At 67.9% G+C, this 21,394-nt stretch carries 20 protein-coding genes and 1 pseudogene; 14 read left to right on the top strand and 7 right to left on the bottom strand.

Going from position 1 to position 21,394, the window contains the following annotated elements; all coding sequences use genetic code 11:
• Positions 1 to 299 precede the first annotated feature (299 nt).
• Both P3W85_RS21440 and P3W85_RS21445 read left to right on the top strand, forming a co-directional pair.
• Positions 300 to 441, top strand: a pseudogene (locus P3W85_RS21440) (phage portal protein); the annotation flags it as partial.
• Between the two features lie 440 nt (positions 442 to 881).
• Positions 882 to 1,355, top strand: coding sequence for a cupin domain-containing protein (locus tag P3W85_RS21445; protein WP_017227349.1), 474 nt, complete (start codon positions 882 to 884; stop codon positions 1,353 to 1,355).
• A 346-nt stretch (positions 1,356 to 1,701) separates the two neighbouring features.
• On the opposite strand, the gene P3W85_RS21450 is transcribed toward P3W85_RS21445, so the two are convergent.
• Positions 1,702 to 1,872: a hypothetical protein gene (locus P3W85_RS21450; RefSeq protein ID WP_276266258.1), complete on the bottom strand. Its 171-nt coding sequence runs from the start codon at positions 1,870 to 1,872 to the stop codon at positions 1,702 to 1,704.
• A 443-nt stretch (positions 1,873 to 2,315) separates the two neighbouring features.
• Here P3W85_RS21450 and P3W85_RS21455 point away from each other — a divergent pair, with 443 nt between their 5' ends.
• The 6 genes from P3W85_RS21455 to arfB all read left to right on the top strand — a co-directional run bounded on the left by P3W85_RS21455 (position 2,316) and on the right by arfB (position 5,929).
• Positions 2,316 to 2,723 (top strand): hypothetical protein, encoded by a 408-nt coding sequence (locus P3W85_RS21455; RefSeq protein WP_276266259.1) that lies wholly within the window; start codon positions 2,316 to 2,318, stop codon positions 2,721 to 2,723.
• A gap of 13 nt (positions 2,724 to 2,736) precedes the next feature.
• Positions 2,737 to 3,132 (top strand): hypothetical protein, encoded by a 396-nt coding sequence (locus P3W85_RS21460; RefSeq protein WP_276266260.1) that lies wholly within the window; start codon positions 2,737 to 2,739, stop codon positions 3,130 to 3,132.
• Positions 3,122 to 3,604: a lytic transglycosylase domain-containing protein gene (locus P3W85_RS21465; RefSeq protein ID WP_430869586.1), complete on the top strand. Its 483-nt coding sequence runs from the start codon at positions 3,122 to 3,124 to the stop codon at positions 3,602 to 3,604. The genes P3W85_RS21460 and P3W85_RS21465 overlap by 11 nt, the downstream gene beginning before the upstream one ends.
• Before the next feature lie 111 nt (positions 3,605 to 3,715).
• Positions 3,716 to 4,525, top strand: a complete 810-nt coding sequence (locus P3W85_RS21470) for an AraC family transcriptional regulator (protein WP_276266261.1) — start codon at positions 3,716 to 3,718, stop codon at positions 4,523 to 4,525.
• A 91-nt stretch (positions 4,526 to 4,616) separates the two neighbouring features.
• Positions 4,617 to 5,495, top strand: a complete 879-nt coding sequence (locus P3W85_RS21475) for a DMT family transporter (protein WP_276266262.1) — start codon at positions 4,617 to 4,619, stop codon at positions 5,493 to 5,495.
• Positions 5,496 to 5,524: 29 nt separating this feature from the next.
• The gene (arfB, locus tag P3W85_RS21480; RefSeq protein WP_017227354.1) at positions 5,525 to 5,929 is read left to right on the top strand and encodes an alternative ribosome rescue aminoacyl-tRNA hydrolase ArfB; all 405 of its coding nucleotides are present in this window, start codon (positions 5,525 to 5,527) and stop codon (positions 5,927 to 5,929) included.
• 83 nt (positions 5,930 to 6,012) lie between these two features.
• Here arfB and P3W85_RS21485 read toward each other — a convergent pair whose 3' ends face one another.
• Positions 6,013 to 7,389, bottom strand: a complete 1,377-nt coding sequence (locus P3W85_RS21485) for a sensor histidine kinase (protein ID WP_276266263.1) — start codon at positions 7,387 to 7,389, stop codon at positions 6,013 to 6,015.
• Positions 7,386 to 8,054, bottom strand: a complete 669-nt coding sequence (locus tag P3W85_RS21490) for a response regulator (RefSeq protein WP_017224883.1) — start codon at positions 8,052 to 8,054, stop codon at positions 7,386 to 7,388. Before P3W85_RS21490 ends, P3W85_RS21485 begins: the two co-directional genes overlap by 4 nt.
• A 245-nt stretch (positions 8,055 to 8,299) precedes the next feature.
• Between P3W85_RS21490 and P3W85_RS21495 the strand changes: the two genes are divergently transcribed.
• The 3 genes from P3W85_RS21495 to P3W85_RS21505 are packed head-to-tail and all read left to right on the top strand — an operon-like array spanning position 8,300 to position 11,068.
• Complete coding sequence (locus P3W85_RS21495; RefSeq protein ID WP_017224882.1) at positions 8,300 to 9,304, top strand: ABC transporter substrate-binding protein; 1,005 nt, start codon at positions 8,300 to 8,302, stop codon at positions 9,302 to 9,304.
• A gap of 58 nt (positions 9,305 to 9,362) precedes the next feature.
• The gene (locus P3W85_RS21500; protein ID WP_017224881.1) at positions 9,363 to 10,160 is read left to right on the top strand and encodes an ABC transporter ATP-binding protein; all 798 of its coding nucleotides are present in this window, start codon (positions 9,363 to 9,365) and stop codon (positions 10,158 to 10,160) included.
• A 44-nt stretch (positions 10,161 to 10,204) separates the two neighbouring features.
• On the top strand, positions 10,205 to 11,068 hold the full coding sequence (locus tag P3W85_RS21505; protein WP_035807170.1) for an ABC transporter permease: 864 nt from the start codon (positions 10,205 to 10,207) through the stop codon (positions 11,066 to 11,068).
• Positions 11,069 to 11,390: 322 nt separating this feature from the next.
• Here P3W85_RS21505 and P3W85_RS21510 read toward each other — a convergent pair whose 3' ends face one another.
• The 3 genes from P3W85_RS21510 to P3W85_RS21520 form a co-directional block, all read right to left on the bottom strand.
• Positions 11,391 to 12,515 carry a porin gene (locus P3W85_RS21510; RefSeq protein WP_276266265.1) on the bottom strand — a complete coding sequence of 375 codons (1,125 nt, stop codon included), beginning with the start codon at positions 12,513 to 12,515 and terminating at the stop codon, positions 11,391 to 11,393.
• A gap of 178 nt (positions 12,516 to 12,693) precedes the next feature.
• Positions 12,694 to 13,626: an alpha/beta hydrolase gene (locus P3W85_RS21515; protein WP_276266266.1), complete on the bottom strand. Its 933-nt coding sequence runs from the start codon at positions 13,624 to 13,626 to the stop codon at positions 12,694 to 12,696.
• Positions 13,627 to 13,688: 62 nt separating this feature from the next.
• On the bottom strand, positions 13,689 to 14,360 hold the full coding sequence (locus tag P3W85_RS21520) for a TetR family transcriptional regulator (protein WP_276266267.1): 672 nt from the start codon (positions 14,358 to 14,360) through the stop codon (positions 13,689 to 13,691).
• A 252-nt stretch (positions 14,361 to 14,612) separates the two neighbouring features.
• On the opposite strand from P3W85_RS21520, the gene P3W85_RS21525 reads away from it, so the two are divergent.
• The 3 genes from P3W85_RS21525 (at position 14,613) to P3W85_RS21535 (ending at position 20,410) form a co-directional block, all read left to right on the top strand.
• Positions 14,613 to 17,879 (top strand): bifunctional cytochrome P450/NADPH--P450 reductase, encoded by a 3,267-nt coding sequence (locus P3W85_RS21525; RefSeq protein WP_276266268.1) that lies wholly within the window; start codon positions 14,613 to 14,615, stop codon positions 17,877 to 17,879.
• A gap of 151 nt (positions 17,880 to 18,030) precedes the next feature.
• Positions 18,031 to 19,245, top strand: coding sequence for an MFS transporter (locus tag P3W85_RS21530; RefSeq protein ID WP_276266269.1), 1,215 nt, complete (start codon positions 18,031 to 18,033; stop codon positions 19,243 to 19,245).
• Positions 19,246 to 19,336: 91 nt separating this feature from the next.
• Positions 19,337 to 20,410: a GlxA family transcriptional regulator gene (locus tag P3W85_RS21535; RefSeq protein ID WP_276266270.1), complete on the top strand. Its 1,074-nt coding sequence runs from the start codon at positions 19,337 to 19,339 to the stop codon at positions 20,408 to 20,410.
• An 8-nt stretch (positions 20,411 to 20,418) separates the two neighbouring features.
• On the opposite strand, the gene htpX is transcribed toward P3W85_RS21535, so the two are convergent.
• Positions 20,419 to 21,297: a protease HtpX gene (htpX, locus tag P3W85_RS21540; protein WP_017226010.1), complete on the bottom strand. Its 879-nt coding sequence runs from the start codon at positions 21,295 to 21,297 to the stop codon at positions 20,419 to 20,421.
• Positions 21,298 to 21,394 lie beyond the last annotated feature (97 nt).

Raw genomic sequence — 21,394 nt, forward strand, 5'->3', positions numbered from 1 at the left:
CAGTTCAGACTGCACCTAAATTGCACCTAGGGTGAACTGGATTGGCCTTGCGTGACCTTGGTTAGCCTTGGTTTTGCAATTTGTGAGTTGCGAGTCGCGTAAGACATTGATTTATAAAGCGTTCTGGTTCATCACCAAAACTCCGAAGGCAGGGGTTGCTGGTTCGATCCCGGCCGGGCGCACCGCTCCCCACAACGGTTTCCAGCGTTTCGCCCTATTCCCGCGCGGCGCGACTGCACCTGAATTGCACCTGACTTCAGCGCAGGCGCTGCGGTGAGCGGCGCCACCCACTGCGCCAGGCACATCGCGTGTCGCCGCAATTAATGGGGATCATCCCCCACAACACTGGCGGCTTCGGCGACGCGGCGAAGGCGGGGGGCGGCGGCGTTCGCACGCAATGAGGTGAGGCCACGGCAGGATCGGCTGTTGGAGGTCAATGACTCGCCAGCCGCCGCGCCGCGCCGCCCGACACGCGCGGTGGCGGCAATCCTATCGTGCCCCCCGCTCGGTGGGCTTCTCGCGCGTTCTGGGTCCCCCGCTTCCCTGCGGGGGCTGGCGTTCGCCAGCGGATCCCAGGTTCTGAACCTGGCCGGCCGGCGTCACACAAATGAAACGCATTCGCCGATTTACCGTGCAACAGGCACGTCGCGCGAACGCCAGTCGCCCGCCCATCGGCCTCCCACCGCGGGTGGCCCGCGATATGCATCAAATTGTTGCTTTGGGCGATGATGAAACCCGAGCCTGCATGCCTGGACCTGCCATGCAGTGGATGTCACCAGCGCGGCTGGCGGCGGAATCGGGTGAGAGACGGCATGAAGAAGTCGGTGCCGTCCTCGCACCGCTCCGACCGGTCTGGCTGCCACCTCAGGAAGGAACGCGCCATGAAAAACAAGCTTCCCCCGATTGCCACCCTGGTCTTCGGCGCCTGCCTGACCATGTCCGCGGCATGGGCCGCCCCCGCGAGCCACGTGACCATGGTCACCCCCGACGAGATCAAATGGGCGGACCTGCCGCTCATACCGGGTGCCAAAGTCGCCGTCCTCGAGGGGCAGATGGACAAGAAAGGGCCGATCACGGCCCGGATCAAGCTTCCCGCGGACAGCAAGGTGGCAGCGCACTGGCACCCTGGCGTGGAGCGGGTGACCGTGCTTTCCGGGACGTTCAACTATGGCATGGGCGACAAGCTCGACCCGGAAAAGACCTCGCCGCTCGGCCCCGGCAGCCTGATCGTCATGCCACCCAAGATGCACCACTTTGGCTGGACCAAGGAGGAAACCGTCATCCAGATCAACGTGGCGGGGCCCTGGGGCATCACCTATGTCAACCCGGCCGACGATCCCAGGAAGAAGAAGTGATGCCTGGTGCCGGGCGACCCGGGCGAGGCAACATTCGGCACAGCGCGAACCAGCTCGGGGCAGTTTTCAGGTTAGCGAATGCCGCGCGGCAAATGCTTCGTTGGAGGGGGCAACGGATGTGCCCACGCGCCTGCTTACCCAGAAGATCGGTGACATCGCCGATCTCCTGCCGCAGCGCTGGACATCGGCCACCTCCATTGTCTAGTTGTCAATGCGGGTTCGCCGGTTGCTTACGTTCGTTGTCGTTGGTGATGCGATGTCATGGTGGAGCCAGCGGGAATCGAACCGCGCGCTCAAGTCTTCGCGCGAAGCTGGCCTGTCGGCAGGCCCGCACTGTAGCTAAATTTCACCTGGCGTGGCCCGGATTGAGCCCGCGCAGCCTTGTTTGACCTTGGTTTTGCACTTTGCGAGTCGCGTAATCGGCAAATGCGTCGCCGGGATTATTAAATCCCCACGTCATGGTGGCGATTAATGCCTGCCCATCGGATAAAAGGCGCTCGCCGATAATAGATGCCAAACGCCATTCCGTTCCCCGCGTCAGCCCAGGTCATCACATTGCAGCCCGCGCGTTGTGCCACTGCGACAGTCCCCGATGCCGGGACCGGCCTTCGGCTGGCGTGGACCGCCGCGGGTCGTCCCGGCGGCGCGCGCCCGCTATGACGCAAGGCGCATCCCGGGCTGGCGGCAGGCGGCATGTCGAGCACGTGCCCGGCGCGAAAGTGCCATGCCCGGCGCATGGCGTCGCGGACGGGCTTTGCGGTTGCCTGGCCGAGGGCCTGTCAACCGCAAAATAGACGCTTTATTTCCCCGGAATTGCGCCTTTTGCCCCCTGGACCCAGCGGGTAAATTGCAGCCCGAATCCATCCAATCGTTTCGGGAAGCCATTCCATGTGCAATATCGCAGAAGAGCCGCCCCGCGCATGGGCTCCGGCCGGGCGCCGGGCACCGCTTCATCCGCACATGGCGAAGCGCGCCTTGCGCATCGCTGGCAGCCTGCGCCTGACGAAGCCGCTGGCGGGCGCGGCCGTGCTGCTCGCTTTGGCCGGTTGCGCGCAATTATCCGAATCCCCGGCGACTTTGGGCACGCCGGCGCCGGCGGGTGCGATTGCCAGCTTCACGATCCCGCCGGACGCGCTTGGCGCACGCGATGCCCAACTCGCGGCCGTGCTTGCCAAGGCGGGCACGCTGGCGGCCCGGCAGAAACAGCCGGCCATTGTCGTCATCACGGCGCTTGCCCAGGATCTGCCGTACCTCAACCAGGCGATCTGGAAAGGCGTGCCGGCGCAGCGGACGGTCGCGGTTCACCTCGAGAACCTGACGGCCGGCACGAACCAGCCGTACAGCGTCACCATCAAGCCGGCGCAATAAGGAGTCACAGCCGATGCACCGCCTCACTCTGCTTGCAGTCAGCCTGATGCTGGTCACGCCGGCCTTTGCCATCGAGCCGGGCGCCGGGGCCACGGCGGCGCCGGCTGCGGACAAGGTCTATCCGCCGCTGCCTTCCCTGGCGATGCTGCCGCCCGCGAGCGGCAATGAGGAGCCCGCCGTGCCACGCATGGGCCATGCGGGCAGGGCCAGGCTAAAGGCGGCGCTGCCGGTGCAGGAACACAAGAGCTTCGCGCCGGTGGTGCGCCTGGTCGTCTCGGATACCTCGCGTGCGTACCTGGATACGGTCGGACGTCAGCTCGACCAGGCCCTGCAACAGTCGTCCGCGCCGGGACCATTGAACGACCGCCGTCCGCATCTGGCAGGCGAAGGCATCAATCGTGTCCGCTAACGCCCCGCGCCCGCGCCGCGGGCACGCCGGCAAGCTGGCCGGCACCGCGCTGGCCTTGTCCCTGTCGCTGTGCCATGGGGCCGCCAGGGCGCACGATTGCTTCGAGCAGGCGGGCGTCTACCAGGGCGTCAATCCCTCGGTCCTGCGCGCCATCGCCTGGTTCGAATCGAAGGGCGACCCCGCCGCGGTGAACCGCAACGCGAACGGGTCGATCGACGTCGGGCAGTTGCAGATCAACTCCATTCACTTCGGCGACCTGGCCCGCCAGGGCGTGCCTAGCCGCGCGCTGACCGATGCCTGCGTCAACATCTACGTCGCCGCCTGGCTGCTCAAGCAGAAGATGGTGAGGCACGGCAACACGTGGCGGGCAATCGGCGCATACCACTCCGAATCCCCCGCCCAGCGCGACGCCTACGCGCGCAGCATCCAGCGCATCCTGGTGGCCTGGGGCGAACTGTCGCCGGGCCGCTAGCTCTCCCGCCCCGCCCGGCCGGCTTCGCTGCCCGCGACCGGTAACCTGCCTGCGATATGGCGGGTGACGGCATGATGTGTCGCGCAAGCCCGGAGCCGGGGTGGAGAGAAAATGCGTTCAACACAGTTCCGAATAGTTCGCTGCGACATGCCCGGCGTGCAAGCCGTCGAGGCCAGCACGAGCCACGTCTTTGCCCGCCACACCCACGAGCAGTTCGGGATCGGCGTCATCTGGCAGGGCGCGCACAGATCGCGCAGCGGACGCGGCATGGTCGAGGCCGGTCCGGGCGACACCATCATGGTCAATCCGGGGGAGGTGCACGATGGCGCGCCGATCGGCGATGCCGGGCGCTCGTGGCGGATGCTCTATTTCGATCCGGCATGGATTGCGCGCGCCGGCCACGACCTGAGCGAGGGCAGGACAAGGCTGTGCGAGTTCAGCCGGCCTGTCGCCAGCGATGCCGCCGTGGCCGCCGGCTTCCAGGCGCTCTTCCACCTTCTCACGACGGGCCGCGGGGCCGGCATGGACCTGCAGCGCGAAGCGTTGTTGCTCACATTGCTGGCACGGGTGGCGGAGCCCGGCCCCGTGCGTAGCGAGGACGCAGCGCCGGCGGCGGTCGAGCGGGCGCGCAGCCTGATCGACGATGATCCGGCCACCCCCGTTTCCCTCGCCGATCTGGCGCGGGTGACCGGCCTGAGCCGGTTCCAGGTGCTGCGCGCCTTCACCAGTGCGACGGGGCTGACGCCGCATGCCTATCTCGTGCAGCGCCGCATCCATGTTGCGCGCGGGCTGATCGCGCAAGGCAGGCCGCTGGCCGAAGCGGCGGCGGCCAGCGGCTTCGCCGATCAGAGCCACATGACCCGGATCTTCGTCCGCAAGTACGGGGTGTCGCCGCGCGCGTATGCCCAGGCAGTGGCCTGACGCCATCCCCGGGCGCGCGCCTGCAATTTCGTTCAAGACCCGGCGCGGCCGCCTGATTAGGCTGCAGCCTTTCCATAGCCGGGAGCAGCGCATGCCGAGAAAGCTGGAGGGGTATGTTTTTCTGACGCTGGCCATGGTGCTGGTCGGCAGCACCGTGGTCGCAAGCAAGATCATTGCCGGCGGCCTGCCGCCGTTCACGGCGACCGCGCTCAGGTTCGCGATCGCGCTGCCATGTTTCCTGGTGGCGATGCGGCTGACCGGTGCATCATGGCCAAGGCCCGGCGGACGCGACCGGATCATGCTGGCCGTGCAGGCCGCGGCGGGCAGCGTCGGCTATACGACCCTGCTGATCTCCGGCCTGCGCCTGACCTCGGCCACGGATGCCGGCGTCATCATCGGCACGCTGCCCGTCGTCTCGGCAATGATCGCCATCGTGCTGCTGCGCGAGCGGCCCCATCGCTTCCTGCTGCTGGCCATCGGGCTGGCCACCGCGGGCGTTGTCGCGGTGGCCTTTCCGTCCGGGTCCGGCAGCGCCCGCTCCTTTCTCGGCAATGCCCTGATCCTTGGCGCGGTCGCTTGCGAAGGCCTGTTCATCCTGCTGAACCGGCGCCTCGATCAAGCCATCCCGCCGCTGGCGCTGTCGGCCATCATGACCGGCATCGGCCTGGCTGCTTCGACGCTGTTCGCGGTCTTCGAGGCGCCCTGGGCAGCCGGCTTCCCGGCGCAGGCCGTAGCCGCAGTCGTCTATTACGCGCTCGTGCCTACCGTCGGCGGCTTTCTGTTCTGGTATGCGGGATCGGCGCGCACGAGCGGTACCGAGGCCGCGCTCTTCACCGCGCTTGCACCCGTGTCGGCGGTCATCCTGGCCATGGTCCTGCTGGGCGAGCAGGTGCGCCTGGCCCAGGTGGCCGGGATCGGCTGCGTGCTGGTGGCCGTCGCGAGCCTGGTATTGACACGCCGGCCAGGCTGAGGCGCGGTGCTCTTGCTATCATCGGTCCCATGCTGCCCGACCTCGCCATCCCCCACACGGAATATGAAATCACTGCAATCCGCGCGCAAGGCGCTGGCGGGCAGAATATCAACAAGGTGTCCAACGCGGTCCACCTGCGTTTCGATATCGGCGCTTCGTCGCTCGAGGAAGGGCACAAGGCGCGCCTGATGCAGCTCCACGACCATCGCATCACGCGCGATGGCGTGGTGGTGATCAAGGCGCAACAGCATCGCAGCCTGGAGATGAACCGCGAGGAAGCCGTGCGGCGCCTGCACGAACTGGTGCGCAGCGTGGCCGTGCCGCCGCGCACGCGCCGTCCCACGCGGCCGACCTTCGGGTCGAGGATGCGGCGCCTCGAAGGCAAGAGCCAGCGCAGCCAGGTCAAGGCGCAGCGCGGCAAAGTGCTGGACTGAGCGCGTACCCGTCCCTGCGCGCGCATCCCCCGCCGGCGACGGTGGCGGCCGGCCATGCGAGGGCTGGCTCGAGCGGACCGCGTTCAGGCCGCCAGCGGCAGGCGCACGGTCAATGTGACGCCACGCCCCCCAATGCCCGCGCTCAGGCCCACCTGGCCCTGCGCCGCCAGCACGATCTCCTTGACGATGGCAAGCCCCAGGCCGCTGCCTTCCTGGTCAGGCAGCGCGTTGCGATAGAAACGCTCGAACACCCTGGACCGCGCTTCGGCGGGAATGCCGGGACCGTTGTCGCTCACCGCGAGGACGGCGCGTCCCGCCTCGAGCGCCAGGGCCACGGTGACCTGGCCGTGCACCGGCGTGTAGCGGATCGCGTTGTCGACCAGGTTGGACACCACCGCGGCCATCATCCATTCGTTGACGCCTACCCGCGCGCTGTCGACCGCCAGTTCGGCGCCCAGGTCGATGCCTTTGCGCTGGGCGAGCACCACCATGTCTTCCAGCACGCCGGTCACCACCGGCACCAGGTCCGCGCCCGGCTGCGCCGTGCCCGCGCTGCTTGCAGCCTCGGCCTGCGATAGCAGCAGCAACTTGTTGGCGAGGTTGGTCATGGCCTGCGTGCTGCACTCCATCGAGGCGAGGGTCTCGCGCAGCCTGGTGACGTCGTCCACGCGCGCGGCGAACTGCAGCTGCGCGCCCAGCACTGCGAGCGGCGTGCGGATCTGGTGCGCGGCATCGGCGATAAAGCGCTTTTGCTGGCACACATAGTCGTTCAGGCGCCGGATGCACTGGTTGATGGCTTCGACGATGGGCCGCAATTCCTGCGGCAGGTCGGCGGCTCCGATCGGCACGAGGTCCATCGGCTCGCGTCCCGCCACCTCGTCCTTCACGCGCAGCAGCGGACGCAGTTCGACCGTGAGCCCAAGCATCACCAGCGCCGCCGCCAGCGCCAGCATCACCATTTCGCGCAGCAGCGCCGGCATGCGCAAGGCGCGTACCAGTTCGTGGTTGCCGATCATCGTCTGTCCCACGGTGACAGTGACCTTGCGTGCCTGCCCCGAATCGAACATGGTGCGCGACGTTTGCACCACGCGCACCGGCTGCGACTGGAAACGCGAAACATAGAACACGGGGCTGGAGGCGCCAGCCATCGGCGGCTGCTCGAACACGGGATTGCCGGCCAGGATCTGGCCGCGGTCGTCGACCACGTTGTAGAAGACGTGGTCGGCGTAGGGCGAATCGAACAGGGACAGCGCCGACGGCGGCACCTTCACCGTGAGCCGGCCGTCCGCCCAGCCGATATGGCCCGCTATGACGTCGGCCGAAGCCTGCAGCGCGCGGTCCTGCACGCGGTTGGCGGTATCCACGGCGCCGAGGTAGGACGCGTAGCCGCTGAGGCCGACAAATACCGCCAGCGGCACCAGCAGCCACATCAGCAGCCGTACTCGCAGGCTGTGGATCATTGCTTCTGCTGCAGCAGGTAGCCCAGGCCGCGCAGCGTCATGATGGTTGCCTGGCAGCCCTCGAGCTTCTTGCGGATCCGGTGGATATAGATTTCGATGGCGTCTTCGCTGGCCTCTTCCTCGAGTGCGTAGACGCCCTCCATCAGGGTCGCTTTCGACACGGTCTTGCCGAGGCGCATCATCAGGATTTCCAGGGCGGTATGCTCTTTGAGCCGCAGCGTCAGCAATTGGCCCGCGACATAGAACTGCCGCGTGTCGGTGTTGTAGGTGAGGTCGCCGCACGCCAGCTCGGCCTGCTTCTCCCCGGTCTGACGGCGCGACAGGGCCTTGATGCGCGCTACCAGTTCGCGCACTTCAAAGGGCTTGACGAGGTAGTCGTCGGCGCCCAGGCCCAGGCACTCCACTTTCTCGTCGACCGAGGCACTGGCGGTAACCACCAGCACCGGCACATTGTTGCGGCGCGCGCGCAGCCGGCGCAGCACGTTCTTGCCCGCCAGCCTCGGGATCTGCAGATCGAGCAGCACGACGTCGTAGTTCTGCGTCATCAGCAACTGGTCGGCGAACTCGCCATCCTGGGTGGTATCGACCATGAACCGCTCTTCCTTCAGCAACCTGGCGAGCCAGTGGATGAGCGAAGCGTTATCTTCGATCAACAAAACCTTCATGAACCGCCCCTGGTGGGAATCTGCTGTTGCCGGGGTCTTCTTTTACCACCGCCCGCCCCCCAGGGGACATCGGGCCGCATCGGGATATTCCCTTAGCGGCGGGGAAAGCTGCGTGAAGGTTTTCGCTACCTAGAATGTATCGACCCCAACGCTGCGGCTGCGGCGAGCGCGCGGGGGCCTAACGAACAGAGCCCGCCAACGGCCCGGCTGCCAAGACCTGGCGCCGCAAAACAAGAGAGACAGACATGAATCCATACAGGAAGGGCGCACTCGCGCTGATCTTTGCCGCACTTGCGGTCGCCGGCGCGGCCCAGGCTGCCGACGCAAAGCTGTCGATCATGGTAGGCGGCGCGACCAAGATCATCTACCTGCCAGCCAGGCTGACCGAGCAGCTGGGCTACTTCAAGGAAGAGGGACTGGACGTCGAGATCCTTTCGCAACCGGCCGGGGTCGACGCCGAAAACGAACTGCTGGCCGGCGCGGTGCACGGCGTGGTGGGCTTCTATGATCACACCATCGATCTGCAAAGCAAGGGCAAGGATGTGGAGGCCGTGGTGGTATTCGGCAAGGTGCCGGGCGAGGTGGAGATGGTGGCCACGCGCGCGGCGGGCCAGATCAAGAGCATGGCCGATGTGAAAGGCAAGACGCTCGGCGTGACCGGCCTGGGCTCGTCGACCAACTTCCTGACGCAGTACCTGGCCTTCAAGGCCGGCGTTGCGCCCAGCCAGTACACGGTGCTGCCGGTCGGTGCCGACAACAGCTTCATGGCCGCGATACGCCAGAGCCGCATCGATGCCGGCATGACCACCGAGCCCACCATCTCGCAACTGCTCAAGACCGGCGAGGCGCAGGTGCTGGTCGACATGCGCACCGCCGAGGGCACCACCCAGGCGCTGGGTGGCCTCTACCCCGCTTCCAGCCTCTATATGCAGCGCAGCTGGGTGGAGGGGCACAAGGACCAGGTGCAGAAGCTGGCGCGCGCCTTCGTCAAGACCATGCACTTCATCAAGACCCACAGCGCCGAGGAGATCGCGCAGAAGATGCCCAAGGACTACTACGGCAATAACCGCGAGCTCTACGTCAAGGCCCTGGGCGCCTCGCTGGCCATGTTCACGGACGACGGCAGGATGCCCGCCGGTGGCCCGGAAACGGTGCTCAAGGTGCTCGCCTCGTTCGATCCGACCGTCAAGGGCAAGCACATCGAACTGGGCCGCACGTTTACCAACGAGTTCGTCGACCACGCCAAGTAAGGCGCCAGGCGAACAACCGGTCCGCGCCGCTGGCGCGCGCGGACTGCAAGGAACCATCATGACCAATACCGTGCCGCAAGACGCCCCGGCGATCGAATTCGAGCGGGTCTCCTGCCGCTTTATCGCGCCCGACGGCTCGGCTACCGTGGCCCTGCGCGATTTCTCCATGCGCGTGGGCAAGGGCGAGTTCGTCGCCATCGTCGGACCGACGGGATGCGGCAAATCGACCACGCTCAGCCTGATCACCGGCCTGCTCAAGCCGAGCACCGGCGAGGTGCGGCTGATGGGCAAGCGCGTGGCCGGCATCGACCCGCGCATCGGCTTCGTGTTCCAGGCCGATGCGGTCTTCCCGTGGCGCTCGGTGCTGCACAACGTCGCGGCGGGGCCACTGTTCCGCGGCGCCGGCCGCGACCAGGCCTATGGCCTTGCCGAAGAATGGGTGCGCAAGGTCGGGCTGGCCAAGTTCGCCAATCACTACCCGCACCAGTTGTCGGGCGGCATGCGCAAGCGCGTGGCGCTGGCCCAGACCTTCATCAACAACCCGCAGATCCTGCTGATGGACGAACCGTTCAGCGCGCTGGATATGCAGACCCGCACGCTGATGCAGGACGAATTGCTGCAGCTCTGGTCGCAGAACGCCGGCTCGGTGGTGTTCGTCACGCACGACCTGGAAGAAGCCATCGCCATGGCCGACCGGGTCTTCGTGCTCACCGCGCGGCCGGCCACCCTCAAGCGGGTTTACGAAATCGACCTGCCGCGCCCGCGCGTGACGTCGGAAATCCGCTACGACAAGCGCTTTGTCGAACTCTCGCGCGAGATCTGGGCCGATCTGCGCGAAGAAGTCCACATCGACTGATTCAGCGGATACAGCGCCGCCAACCGTAGCCAACGCCAATGCAAATGCAAATGCAAATGAACATGGAAGCAAACACGGCCCTTGCCGACGAACTCGACGCCTTCGAACGGGATGCCAGGCAGGCCATGCGCCGGCGCCGCCAGCTGATCATCACCCTGCGCATCGCCCTGCTGGTGGTGGTGCTGGGCGGCTGGGAACTGGCGGGACGGCTGCACTGGATCGACCCCTTCTTCTTCTCCATGCCTTCGCTGATCGCCGATCAGATCTACGACTGGTTCGTCAACGGTACTTCGCAGGGGCCGCTGCTGGCCCAGGTGGCGGTCACGCTGGAGGAGACCGGGCTGGGCTTCCTGATCGGCTCGGTCGCCGGCGTGATCTGCGGCATCGTGCTCGGGCGCAATAAGCTGCTGGCCGATGTGTTCAGCATCTACATCCAGATTGCCAATTCCATCCCGCGCGTGGTGCTCGGCTCGATCTTCGTGATCGCGCTGGGTCTGGGCATGGCCTCCAAGGTCGCGCTGGCGGTGGTGATGGTGTTCTTCGTGGTGTTCGGCAATGCCTTCCAGGGCGTGCGCGAAGCCGACCGCTACCTGATCGCCAATGCGCAGATCCTCGGTGCGTCCAAACGGCAACTGACCTTCGCCGTGGTGGTGCCGTCGGCGTTGAGCTGGATCCTGGCCAGCCTGCACGTCAGCTTCGGCTTCGCGCTGGTCGGCGCCGTGGTCGGCGAGTTCCTGGGCTCCAAGCAAGGCATCGGCCTGCTGATCGCCACCGCGCAGGGCGCCTTCAATGCCAGCGGCGTGTTTGCCGCCATGATCGTGCTGGCGGTGGTGGCGCTTGCCGCCGACTTCCTGCTGACCACGCTGGAGAATCACCTGCTCAAATGGAGGCCCGGCAACCTGGCCTGAGCTCTGCGTCGCGGCGGCGCACCGCCATATCGCTACGCACGCGCGGGGACGCTATCTCCCTTGCCCACGCCGGCTCCCCGTCGGCGTGGGCTTTTTGCTTTGGTTTGCCGGACTGCCGCGAGCGCCCGCCCCCTTCCTTTATGGAGAGAGGGGCGGTTTGGCCAGGGGCCACTGCAAGCGAAGCCTACGCTCTGGTCCGGCACGGCGGCGCGGCGCAGTGTCCACCCTCCCGCACCAGGACGAAAAAAACCCGGCTTGTGGCCGGGACAAGGAAAGTCTGGAACCCGGCGCGCGCCGCGAGGCACGCGCCGATGCAGCTGGATCAGAAGCGCGTGCGCATGCCCACCGCGAACTCGCTCTGGTGCGCGAAGCCGTTGGACTGCGCGGCGTGATAGCCATGCTGCAGGAACATGTAGTCGGCAGCCAGGTAGACCTCGGTGCGTTTGGAGAAGTGGTAGAAGATCGAGCCGTAGATGGTGTTCTTGCGGCCGCTGTCGGTCGCGGTCGAACCAGCGGTGTTGCCGTACGCGTTGATGGTGAAGCCGTCGGCATTGAGCGCGGCATTGCCGGCCTTCATCATCTGGTAGCCGATCTCGTAGTCGAAGGGACCGGCAGGATCGACCTTGAGCGACACCGTGTAGGCGTCGTCCTTGCGCTGGCCCAGGGCGCCCTGTTCGGCGGTGTAGTGGAAATAACCGGCGCTGGCGCGCACGATGTCCCACACATAATTGCCGCCGGCGGAATAGGTACGGTTGCGCTGGCCATTGACGTTGGCCTGGGTGAAGAAGCTGGAGACGTGGAAATTGCCGCCGTTGTAGCCGAGGGTGACGGTTTCCGTGGTGTTGCGCGACGGCGCGCCCGGTACTTCGCCGAACTGATAGCCCGCGCCGGCGGTCAGGCCGTTGTCGAACAGTTTCTTCCACACCACGCCGTTGTCCATGCGGGTGCCGGTGGCGCTGCCGGCGTAGAACACCAGTTGCTTGAAGTTGTTGTTGTTGGTGTAGCCGCCTTCCTCGGTCGTGATCGCGGCCGGGCCGTAGGGGTCGCCATAGAGGCCCGAAGCCATCGGGTCGCGTCCGAGCGCGTTCTGGCGGCCGAAGGTCAGCTTGCCGAAGACATCGCTGTTGATGCCGACCCAGGCGTCGCGGTTGAACAGCACGCCGGGCGTATCCATCGCACCGTTGTAGCTCTGGAACTCGCTCTCCAGCTTGAAGATCACCTTGGTGCCGAAGCCGATGTCCTCCGCGCCGGTCAGGCCCCAGCGGTTGCCGCTGAACCATGCCGGCTGGTGGTAGCCGGTCAGGCGGTGGCCGCTTGCATCGGCGTTGCTGATGGTGCTGATGGTGGTGTCGATGAGACCATAGAGCGTCACGTTCGATTGTGCATTGGCGTGGCCGGCACAGGCCGCGCCGATCGCCAGCGCGAGGGCTGTGTGTTTCGTTTTCAAGATGATCTCCTCGGGGCTTGCTAGTCTTGTCGATGTTTCGAGGCTGCCCGCGGATCGGACGCGCGTCCGGCCTGTGAGCAAGCCTGTGCATCGTAGTCATGGCAAGCCTTCACCCAGCTTTCCCGCTGTTGCGTGGCGGGCTCAGGGGAAACACTGAGGAATGGGGCAAGGCGGGGATTCAGGCGTTCGATATCCGCCTGGCGAACGCAGCCGCATCGGCCAGCGCACGCCGGGCTTCCGGCAGGAAGGGATGGTAGAGCTGCCACACGTGCGGCACGCCGCGCCAGATATGCAGCTCGGCATTGCCGCCGGCCGCCCTGGCGCGTTCGACCAGCCGGCGAGAGTCGTCGAGCAGCACTTCCTTGTCGCTGGCCTGCACATAGAGCGGCGGCAGCGCCGCCAGCGCGGCCGGGTCGGCGTACAGCGGCGACGCCAGCGGATCGGTGGCCGCGGCGTTGCCAAGATACAGGCGGGCGGCGCGGCCGATCGACTCGCCGTGAAACATCACATCGTGACGATCGTTGCTGCGCAGGGTCGCGCCGGTGGCGGCCAGGTCCGTCCACGGCGAGAACAGCAGCGCGCCGCTGGGCAGGGGCATGCCGCGCGCGCGCAGCGCCAGCAAGGTCGCCAGCGCCAGCCCGCCACCGGCGGAGTCGCCCGCGATGACGAGGTGTCCCGGGGAAATGCCGCGTGCCAGCAAGGCCGCGTAGGCATCCACCGCGTCGTCGAGCGCGGCGGGGAAGGGATGCTCGGGCGCCAGCCGGTAGTCCAGCGAGAACACCTGCATGCCGGCCATGCGCGCCAGCGCCAGCGTCAGCGGACGGTGCGTCTGGGGCGTGCAGAAATAGTAGCCGCCGCCGTGCAGGTAGAACAGCGTGGGGACGTCCGCATTCGCTCCGGCCCGCGCCTGCGCCGCCTCGCGGCGGGTCCATTCTCCCGGCAGCGCGGCTTCCCCGGAGCGCTCGATGCGCCAGCCCGCCGGCACGCGCGCGTCGTGGCCGAACCGCGCCATCGCGCGGCGGGTGCCGGCCACGTCGATCTGCCCGGGCGGCGCGCCGCGTTTCAGGCGCTTGCGCAATCCATAGGACAGCAACAGGTTCTGCAGGCTCATCGGGCTTCCTTGCTCCGTGATCGGGACTCGGTGTCGGTGCGCGGTGCTCGTGATTGCCGCGCTCAGTGCGGCCGGCGGTCCGGCGCCTTGCGCTTGCGCGTCGCCGCAGGCTGCGCGTGCGCCAATTCCTGTGCCCGCTGCTGCTCCGCGGCGCCGCGCAGCAGCCAGCAGATCAATTGCCTGGATTGCTCGATGCGCTGGCGCCGGCCCCGGGCGTCGTCCTCGAGATAGTCGGTCGACAGGTGGAACAGGTAGGACACCACGTAGCCGGACAGGTCGTCGATGACCGGGCGCGGCAGCCCCGGGCAGAGTTCCAGCCGCTCGATGTCCTCCGCCATCTCCGCGGCGATGTCCGCCAGCAACTGGCGCACCGCGTCGCGCAGCGCCGGCTGCGGCCCGGTGCTGCCGCACACGCCGACGAAGAAGGCATCCGGATGCGCTTCCGCATAGGCGAAAAACGCCTCGCAGGCCCGTGTGGCGACCTCGCCGGGGTAGTCGCGCGCGATGGCCCAGCGCGCCGCGCGCAGCATGGGGCGCAATTCGTTGCTGACCTCCGCCACCGCGGTGAGCGCCAGGTCTTCCATGTCGCGGAAGTGCCGATAGAAGGTATTCGGGTTGAGTCCCGCCTCGCGTGCGAGTTCGCGCAGGCCGAGGCCGGCGAAGCTGCGCCGGGCGGCGGCCAGGCGCAGTGCCGCGTCGATCAGTTTGCGTTTACCGCCGGCTACGTCGTCCATGGTGTCAGGCCAGTCAATGTTGAGTGCAGGATACGCCTGCGTGCCGGCATCCGGTTTGGAATTGACACTCGGTCTACATTCGTCTACTTTGCTGCAAAAGTAGACGGTTGTCTACGCCGGCTTGCATGAACACGCACCAGGCCGGGCGAGGACGGACCGGAGACGACAACGAACACGAGACACGAGGCGGCCCGCGGGCCCCTTGGTGCAACCCCGGCGTTCCGCCGCCGACCACTACCTGGTGCCATGAACATGCAGCGCGTATCCACTCCCGCTCCCGTCGCCACCCTGTCCGCGCCATCCGCGCATGCGGCCGAACCCATTCCGCAGGATCCCGGCTGGCCGGTGGTGGGCAACCTGCTGCAGATCCCGTCCGGCGCGTTCGCGCAGCACCTGCTGGAACGCAGCCGCCATTTCGACGGCATCTTCGAGATGAATTTCGCCGGGCGGCGCGTGCCCTTCGTCAGTGCTGCGGCACTGGTGGCGGAACTCGCGGACGGCGCGCGCTTCCGCAAGATCATCGGGCCGCCGCTGTCCTACCTGCGCGACGTGGTTGGCGACGGCCTGTTCACCGCGGACAACGAGGAAGCCAACTGGGGCCGCGCGCACCGTATCCTGATGCCCGCGTTCAGCCAGCGCGCCATGAAGGGCTACTTCGACGTGATGCTGCGCGTGGCCGACCGCCTGGTCGACAAATGGGACCGGCAGGGCGCCGACACCGACATCGCGGTGGCCGACGACATGACACGGCTTACGCTGGATACCATCGCGCTGTCGGGCTTCGGCTATGACTTCGATTCTTTCTCCAGCGCGCGTCTCCATCCGTTCATCGATGCCATGGTGGGCGCGCTGGAGGAAGCCATGGGCAAGCTCACCCGCTTTGGACTGCAGGACAGGTTCATGCACGCGGCGCACCGCAAGTTCGCCGCCGATACGCAGTTCATGCGCGATCTGGTAGACGAGGTGGTCAGGCAGCGGCGCGCCACCGCGGGCAACGGCCAGGCCCCGGCCAGCGACCTGCTCAACCTGATGCTGGAAGCACGCGATCCCGAGACCGGCGAGCGCCTGGACGACGTGAACATCCGCAACCAGGTCATCACCTTCCTGATCGCCGGGCACGAGACCACCAGCGGCATGCTGACCTTCGCCCTGTATGAACTGTTGCGCAATCCGGGCGTGCTGGCGCAGGCCTATGCGGAAGTGGATACGGTGCTGCCCGGCGACGCGCCGCCGGTCTACGCCGACCTGGCGCGCCTGCAGGTGATCGACCGCGTGCTCAAGGAAACCCTGCGGCTGTGGCCCACCGCGCCGGGCTTCGCCGTGGCGCCGTATGAAGACACCCTGCTCGGCGGGCGCTACCGGATCCGCAAGGATCGCCGCATCTCGGTGGTGCTCACCGCGCTGCATCGCGACCCCAAGGTGTGGACCGATCCCGAGCGCTTCGATATCGACCGCTTCCTGCCCGAGAACGAAGCCACGCTGCATCCGCATGCCTACAAGCCCTTCGGCAACGGCGAGCGCGCCTGCATCGGGCGGCAGTTCGCGCTGACCGAGGCCAAGCTGGCGCTGGCCCTGATGTTGCGCAACTTCGACTTCAGCGATCCGCACGACTACCAGTTCCGCATCAAGGAGACACTGACGCTCAAGCCCGATGCGTTCACCTTGCGCGCGCGCCGGCGCCGCCCGCATGAGCGCATCGCCGCGGCGGCGGCGAGCGCGCCCGGCGTGCAGGCCGAGCTTCCCAGGGTGAGCGGCAACGGGCAGCCGCTGGCCGTGTTGTGCGGCTCCAGCCTGGGCACCGCGCGCGAACTGGCCGAGCAGGTCCACGCCGGCGCGCTGGCGGCAGGCTTCGATGCCACGCTGCGCGACCTCGACCAGGCGCTGGGCGCGCTACCCGGCGAGGGCCTCGCGGTGATTGTCGCGGCCACCTACAACGGACGCGCGCCCGACTCGGCGCGGCGCTTCGAAGCCATGCTCGACAGCGGGGAGCACGGCAGCTATCGTGCCGGAAACCTGCGTTATGCCGTGCTCGGCTGCGGCAACTCGCAGTGGGCCACCTACCAGGCCTTCCCCAAGCGGCTGGACGCCTTCTTCGCCGCCGCCGGCGCCACGCCGTTGCTGCCACGCGGCGAGGCCGACGGCAATGGCGACTTCGACCAGGCCGCGGAACTGTGGCTCGCCGCGCTATGGCAATCGCTGCAGGTGCTGCGCGCGGAGCAGGGCGCGGCACCGGACCTGGCCGGTGTTGGCGGTATCGAAGTGCGGCTGCGCGATATCGCCACCATCCGCGCGGGCACGCTGCCGCCGTCGACGCAGGCGTTCACGGTGCTGGCCAACACCGAGCTGGTGAGCGACCCCGCCGGCCTGTGGGACTTCGCGCAGGAAGCGCCGCGCACCGCCACGCGGGATATCCGGCTGCGGCTGCCGGAGGGAGCGCGTTATGCCACCGGCGATCATCTTGCCGTCTATCCGCAGAACCATCCCGCCACGGTGAGCGAGTTGTGCGAGCGGCTCGATCTCGATCCCGATGCCATGGCCACGCTCTGCGCCGCGCCTGCATCCGCCGCGCGCGGCCTGCCGCTGGACGAAGCGCTGCCCTTGCGCGAACTGCTGACGCACTTTGTCGAACTGCAGGACGTGGTGTCGCGGCAGACGCTGCGCACACTGCTGCAATACACCCGTTGCCCGGTCACGCGCGCCGCGCTGGAGCGGCTAGGCTCGGACCACGCGGAACAGGGCTACGCCGCGCAGGTGGCATCGCAGCGGCTGGGGCTGGTGGATGTGCTGGCGCGTCACCCCGCCATCGAACTGACGCTGCCGGGCCTGCTGGCCTGCACCGTGGCGATGCGCCCGCGCTTCTACTCCATCGCTTCGTCGCCGGCGGTGTCGCCGGACGTGGCGACCATCACGGTCGGCACGGTATGGTCCCCCGCGCTGTCCGGGCGCGGCATGTTCCGTGGCGTGGCGTCCACCTGGCTGCGGGGGCTCGCGCCCGGCGCCGTGGTGGCAGCGGCGATCCGCACGCCAAATCCGGCATTCGCGCCCGACGCCGATCCCGCGCGGCCGATGATCCTGGTCGGGCCGGGCACCGGCATCGCCCCGTTCCGCGGGTTCCTGGAAGAACGCGCGGCGCAGAAGGCGGCAGGGGAAACGGTGGCGGCCAGCCACCTCTACTACGGCTGCCGCCATCCCGAGCACGACTGGCTCTATCGTGACGACGTGGCGCGCTGGCAGGCCGAAGGGGTGGTGCAGGCGCATGCGGCGTACTCCACCACCGGCGCGCAGGACGAGCGCTATGTGCAGCATCTGCTATGGCGGGACCGGGACGCGGTATGGACGATGCTGCAGGCCGGCGCCACCTTCTACGTGTGCGGCGACGGGCGGCAGATGGCGCCCGCCGTGCGCCGCACGCTGATCGAGATCGCGGCGCGGCAAGGCGGCATGGACGAGGCCGCCGCATCCGACTGGCTGGCCGGGATGGTGGCGCAGGGGCGCTACCGGCAGGACGTGTTCAACTAGGCGCTGGCGCCGGCAGGATCCGCCGGCGCGGCGGAGGCGAATTGCACGCCCACCGCTATGCCTGGCAGGAATCTGCGGATCATTGTCTGTCGGCCCGCTGCCGTTTTCCTTACGCTCGGTGTCATCCCAACGCCCTCCGACGGAGCGCCCGATGGCACCACCCGCGATGTCCCAGGCCCGGGTCCTGGCAATCTGCCAGGCCCTCTTCACCTCGGCCCTGTCGGTCGACCTGACGCTGACCGGCCTGGTCGGCTACACGCTGGCGCCGGACAAGGCGCTGGCCACGCTGCCGTTCGCGCTGATCACCGTGGCCTCGGCGCTCACCGCCATCGCGGCCGCCTTCCTGATCGAGCGCCTTGGCCGCCGTATCGCCTTCTGCCTCGGCGGGCTGGCCTGTTGCGCCGGCGGGCTGGTGTCGGTGTGGGCGATCGCGCACCACGACTTCGCCGTCTTCTGCGTGGGTACCGCGCTGGTCGGCGTGTTCCAGGCCTTCGCCCGCTTCTACCGCCTGGCCGCCGCCGATGCCGCCGCGCCCGCCGACAAGCCGCGCGCTATCTCGACGGTACTCACGGGCGGCGTGGTGGCAGCCGTGTGCGGCCCCGCCATCGCCGCGTGGAGCAGCGACCTGATGGTGGCGCAGCCCTTCGCCGGGTCCTATGCGGTGGTCTCCGTGTTCGGGCTGGCCACGGTATTGCTGCTGGCCTTCGGCTATCGCGAGCGGCCTGTGCAGGCGGCCGCCGCGGCAGCCGGCCGGCCCGCCGCCACGCTGCCGGCGCGCCCGCTGGCCGAGATCGCGCGGCAGCCGGTATTCCTGGCCGCCTTTGCCAACAACGGCATCGGCAACGCGGTGATGATGTTCGTGATGACCGCCACGCCGATTGCCGCGGTGGCGTGCAGCCACACCATCGCCCAGGGCGCGCAGATCATCGAGTGGCACCTGGTCGGCATGTACGCGCCGTCGTTCTTCTCGGGCTGGCTGCTGCAGCGCTTTGGCCGCGGGCCGATGCTGATGTGCGGCATCGGCCTCGCCGCGGCGGGTTCGCTGGTGGCGCTGGCGTCGACCGCGCTGCCGGCCTTCTACGCCGCCTTGCTGTGCCTGGGGGTGGGCTGGAATTTCATGTTCGTCGGCGGCACCACGCTGCTGGCGGAAAGCTACCGGCCCGCCGAGCGCGCGCGCACCCAGGCGCTGGCCGAATTCTCCGCCGCGGCGCTCACCGCGCTGGCCACGCTCGCGGCCGGGCAGGTGCTGTACCGCTATGGCTGGCAAGCGGTCAACCTGGCCGTGCTGCCCGCGCTGGCGGTGGCGCTGCTGGTCACGCTGGGCTGGCAGCGCAGCGCGCCGCGCGAAGCGATACTGGCGGGATGAAGGTGTGTGCCAGTATGATCGGCGACACGTCACGCGCAGCCGCCGGGACCGGCGGCCTGCGCGCTCACTCTTGCGCCCCGGGTCACTGTCCATGCCTTCCAGCTTTCCCCTGCCAACCGATCCGCCGCGCATCGTGGTGCTGGTCGCGCCGGATCCCGCGCAGGAGCTTGACCTGACCGGCCCCTCCGCGGTATTCGGCAACGCCAACCGGCTTGGCGGAGACGCCGGCAAGGCTTACGACATCCGCGTCGCCAGCGTGCGCGACGATGGCCTGGTGCGTACCGAGAGCGGCCTCAGGATGCTGGCGGACGCGCCCTATCACCGCCTCGGCGAGATGCTGCCCGGGCCCATCGACACCTTGCTGATCGTCGGCGGCTCGGGCCATGCGGCGGCGGCCGACGATGCACGCCTGGTAGCCTGGATCCGCGAGCAGGCGCCGCGCGTGCGCCGCCTCGGCGCGGTCTGCACCGGCGCCTTTGTGCTGGCGCGCACCGGCCTGCTCGACAGCCACCGGGCCACCACCCACTGGCGTCACGCCGCGCGCCTGGCCGAGCGTCATCCACAGGTGCAGGTCGATCCCGACCCGATCTGGATTCGCGCCGGGCAGCTGTACACCTCGGCCGGCGTCACCGCCGGCATGGACCTGGCGCTGGCGCTGGTGGAAGACGATCTCGGCCACGCCGCCTCGCTCGCGGTGGCGCGCGAGCTGGTGCTGTTCCTGCGCCGTCCCGGCAACCAGGCACAGTTCTCCACGCTGCTGCAGGCACAGAGCGCGCAAAACCCGGAACTGCGCGAGTTGCAGGGATGGATGGCGGAGCACCTGGCACGCGACCTGTCGGTACCGGTGCTGGCGGAACGGGTGGCGATGAGCCCGCGCAACTTCGCCCGGGTATTCGCGCGGCAGGTGGGCGAAACGCCCGCGCGCTACGTGGAGCGGCTGCGGGTAGAGGCGGTGCGGCGCATGCTGGAGGAGAACGGGCGGCGCCTGGAGGGCATCGCGCACGCCACCGGCTTTGCCAACGCCGACGTGATGCGGCAGGCGTTCCAGCGCCATATGCAGACCACGCCGGAGCGGTACAGGGCGGCGTTCAGGGCGAAGCCGGAGGCGAGGGGAGAAGAGGCATCGGCCGATCCGGCACGGCAGCCCGCGAAGCGCCCGCCCTGAGCCCCTGCTCAGCCCCGGGCCTGCAGCGCCGCAATGCGCTGCTCGATCGGCGGATGGCTCGAGAACAGCGACAGCCACGACTTGCCGCCGGCGATGCCCATCGCCTGCATATTCTGCGGCAGGCCGTCCGGCTCCAGGCCGCCCAGGCGGCGCAACGCCGCCACCATCGGGGTGGGAGTGCCCATCAGCCTGGCCGCGCCGGCATCCGCGCGGTATTCGCGATGGCGCGAGAAGGTCGCCACGATGATGCTGGCCAGGACGCCGAACACGATCTCGCATACCACCACGGTGATCATGTAGCCGATGCCGGGGCCACTCGATTCTTCATCGTTCTTGCGCAGCATCGAGTCCACGAAATAGCCCACCACCCGCGCCAGGAAGATCACGAAGGTGTTGACCACGCCCTGGATCAGCGTGAGCGTGACCATGTCGCCGTTGGCGATGTGGGCCACCTCGTGCGCCAGCACGGCTTCCACCTCGTCGTGCGACATGGTTTGCAGCAGGCCGGTGGACACCGCCACCAGCGAGCTCTTCCTGGTGGCGCCGGTGGCGAAGGCGTTGGCCTCGCCTTCATAGATGGCAACCTCGGGCATCGGCAGGCCGGCGCGGTCGGCCAGCTTCTGCACGGTCTGCACCAGCCAGACCTCGGTGCCGTTGCCGGGCTGGGTGATGACCTGCGCGCCGGTGGACCACTTGGCGATGGTCTTGGACATCAGCAGCGAGATGAAGGAACCGCCGAAGCCCATCAGCGCGGCAAAGACCAGCAGCATGCCGAGATTGAGGCCATTGGAAGTCAGGAAGCGATTCACCCCCAGCAGGCTGGCGGTGAAGCTGAGGACAAGCATGACGGCGAGGTTGGTCGCCAGGAACAGGAGGACGCGTTTCATTTTCTGTGTGAGGAAAAATCGATCGGCAGCCGATCGGTACAGTGGGGAAAACGGCCACGCGGTTCGTGCAGATCGTGCAGATCGTGCGAATCGCGCG

The sequence above is a fragment of the Cupriavidus basilensis genome (assembly GCF_029335485.1).
GTDB lineage: Bacteria > Pseudomonadota > Gammaproteobacteria > Burkholderiales > Burkholderiaceae > Cupriavidus > Cupriavidus basilensis_E.

What these genes read in the sequence shown, in the direction of transcription:
- P3W85_RS21470 (WP_276266261.1), top strand. Translation starts at nt 3,716, where the DNA reads ATGCGTTCAACACAGTTCCGAATAGTTCGCTGCGACATGCCCGGCGTG.
- P3W85_RS21520 (WP_276266267.1), bottom strand. Translation starts at nt 14,360, where the DNA reads ATGGACGACGTAGCCGGCGGTAAACGCAAACTGATCGACGCGGCACTG.
- P3W85_RS21455 (WP_276266259.1), top strand. Translation starts at nt 2,316, where the DNA reads ATGGCGAAGCGCGCCTTGCGCATCGCTGGCAGCCTGCGCCTGACGAAG.
- P3W85_RS21485 (WP_276266263.1), bottom strand. Translation starts at nt 7,389, where the DNA reads ATGATCCACAGCCTGCGAGTACGGCTGCTGATGTGGCTGCTGGTGCCG.
- P3W85_RS21515 (WP_276266266.1), bottom strand. Translation starts at nt 13,626, where the DNA reads ATGAGCCTGCAGAACCTGTTGCTGTCCTATGGATTGCGCAAGCGCCTG.
- arfB (WP_017227354.1), top strand. Translation starts at nt 5,525, where the DNA reads ATGCTGCCCGACCTCGCCATCCCCCACACGGAATATGAAATCACTGCA.
- P3W85_RS21490 (WP_017224883.1), bottom strand. Translation starts at nt 8,054, where the DNA reads ATGAAGGTTTTGTTGATCGAAGATAACGCTTCGCTCATCCACTGGCTC.
- P3W85_RS21535 (WP_276266270.1), top strand. Translation starts at nt 19,337, where the DNA reads ATGCCTTCCAGCTTTCCCCTGCCAACCGATCCGCCGCGCATCGTGGTG.
- P3W85_RS21525 (WP_276266268.1), top strand. Translation starts at nt 14,613, where the DNA reads ATGCAGCGCGTATCCACTCCCGCTCCCGTCGCCACCCTGTCCGCGCCA.
- P3W85_RS21475 (WP_276266262.1), top strand. Translation starts at nt 4,617, where the DNA reads ATGCCGAGAAAGCTGGAGGGGTATGTTTTTCTGACGCTGGCCATGGTG.
- P3W85_RS21495 (WP_017224882.1), top strand. Translation starts at nt 8,300, where the DNA reads ATGAATCCATACAGGAAGGGCGCACTCGCGCTGATCTTTGCCGCACTT.
- P3W85_RS21530 (WP_276266269.1), top strand. Translation starts at nt 18,031, where the DNA reads ATGGCACCACCCGCGATGTCCCAGGCCCGGGTCCTGGCAATCTGCCAG.
- P3W85_RS21460 (WP_276266260.1), top strand. Translation starts at nt 2,737, where the DNA reads ATGCACCGCCTCACTCTGCTTGCAGTCAGCCTGATGCTGGTCACGCCG.
- P3W85_RS21445 (WP_017227349.1), top strand. Translation starts at nt 882, where the DNA reads ATGAAAAACAAGCTTCCCCCGATTGCCACCCTGGTCTTCGGCGCCTGC.
- P3W85_RS21505 (WP_035807170.1), top strand. Translation starts at nt 10,205, where the DNA reads ATGCAAATGCAAATGAACATGGAAGCAAACACGGCCCTTGCCGACGAA.
- htpX (WP_017226010.1), bottom strand. Translation starts at nt 21,297, where the DNA reads ATGAAACGCGTCCTCCTGTTCCTGGCGACCAACCTCGCCGTCATGCTT.
- P3W85_RS21500 (WP_017224881.1), top strand. Translation starts at nt 9,363, where the DNA reads ATGACCAATACCGTGCCGCAAGACGCCCCGGCGATCGAATTCGAGCGG.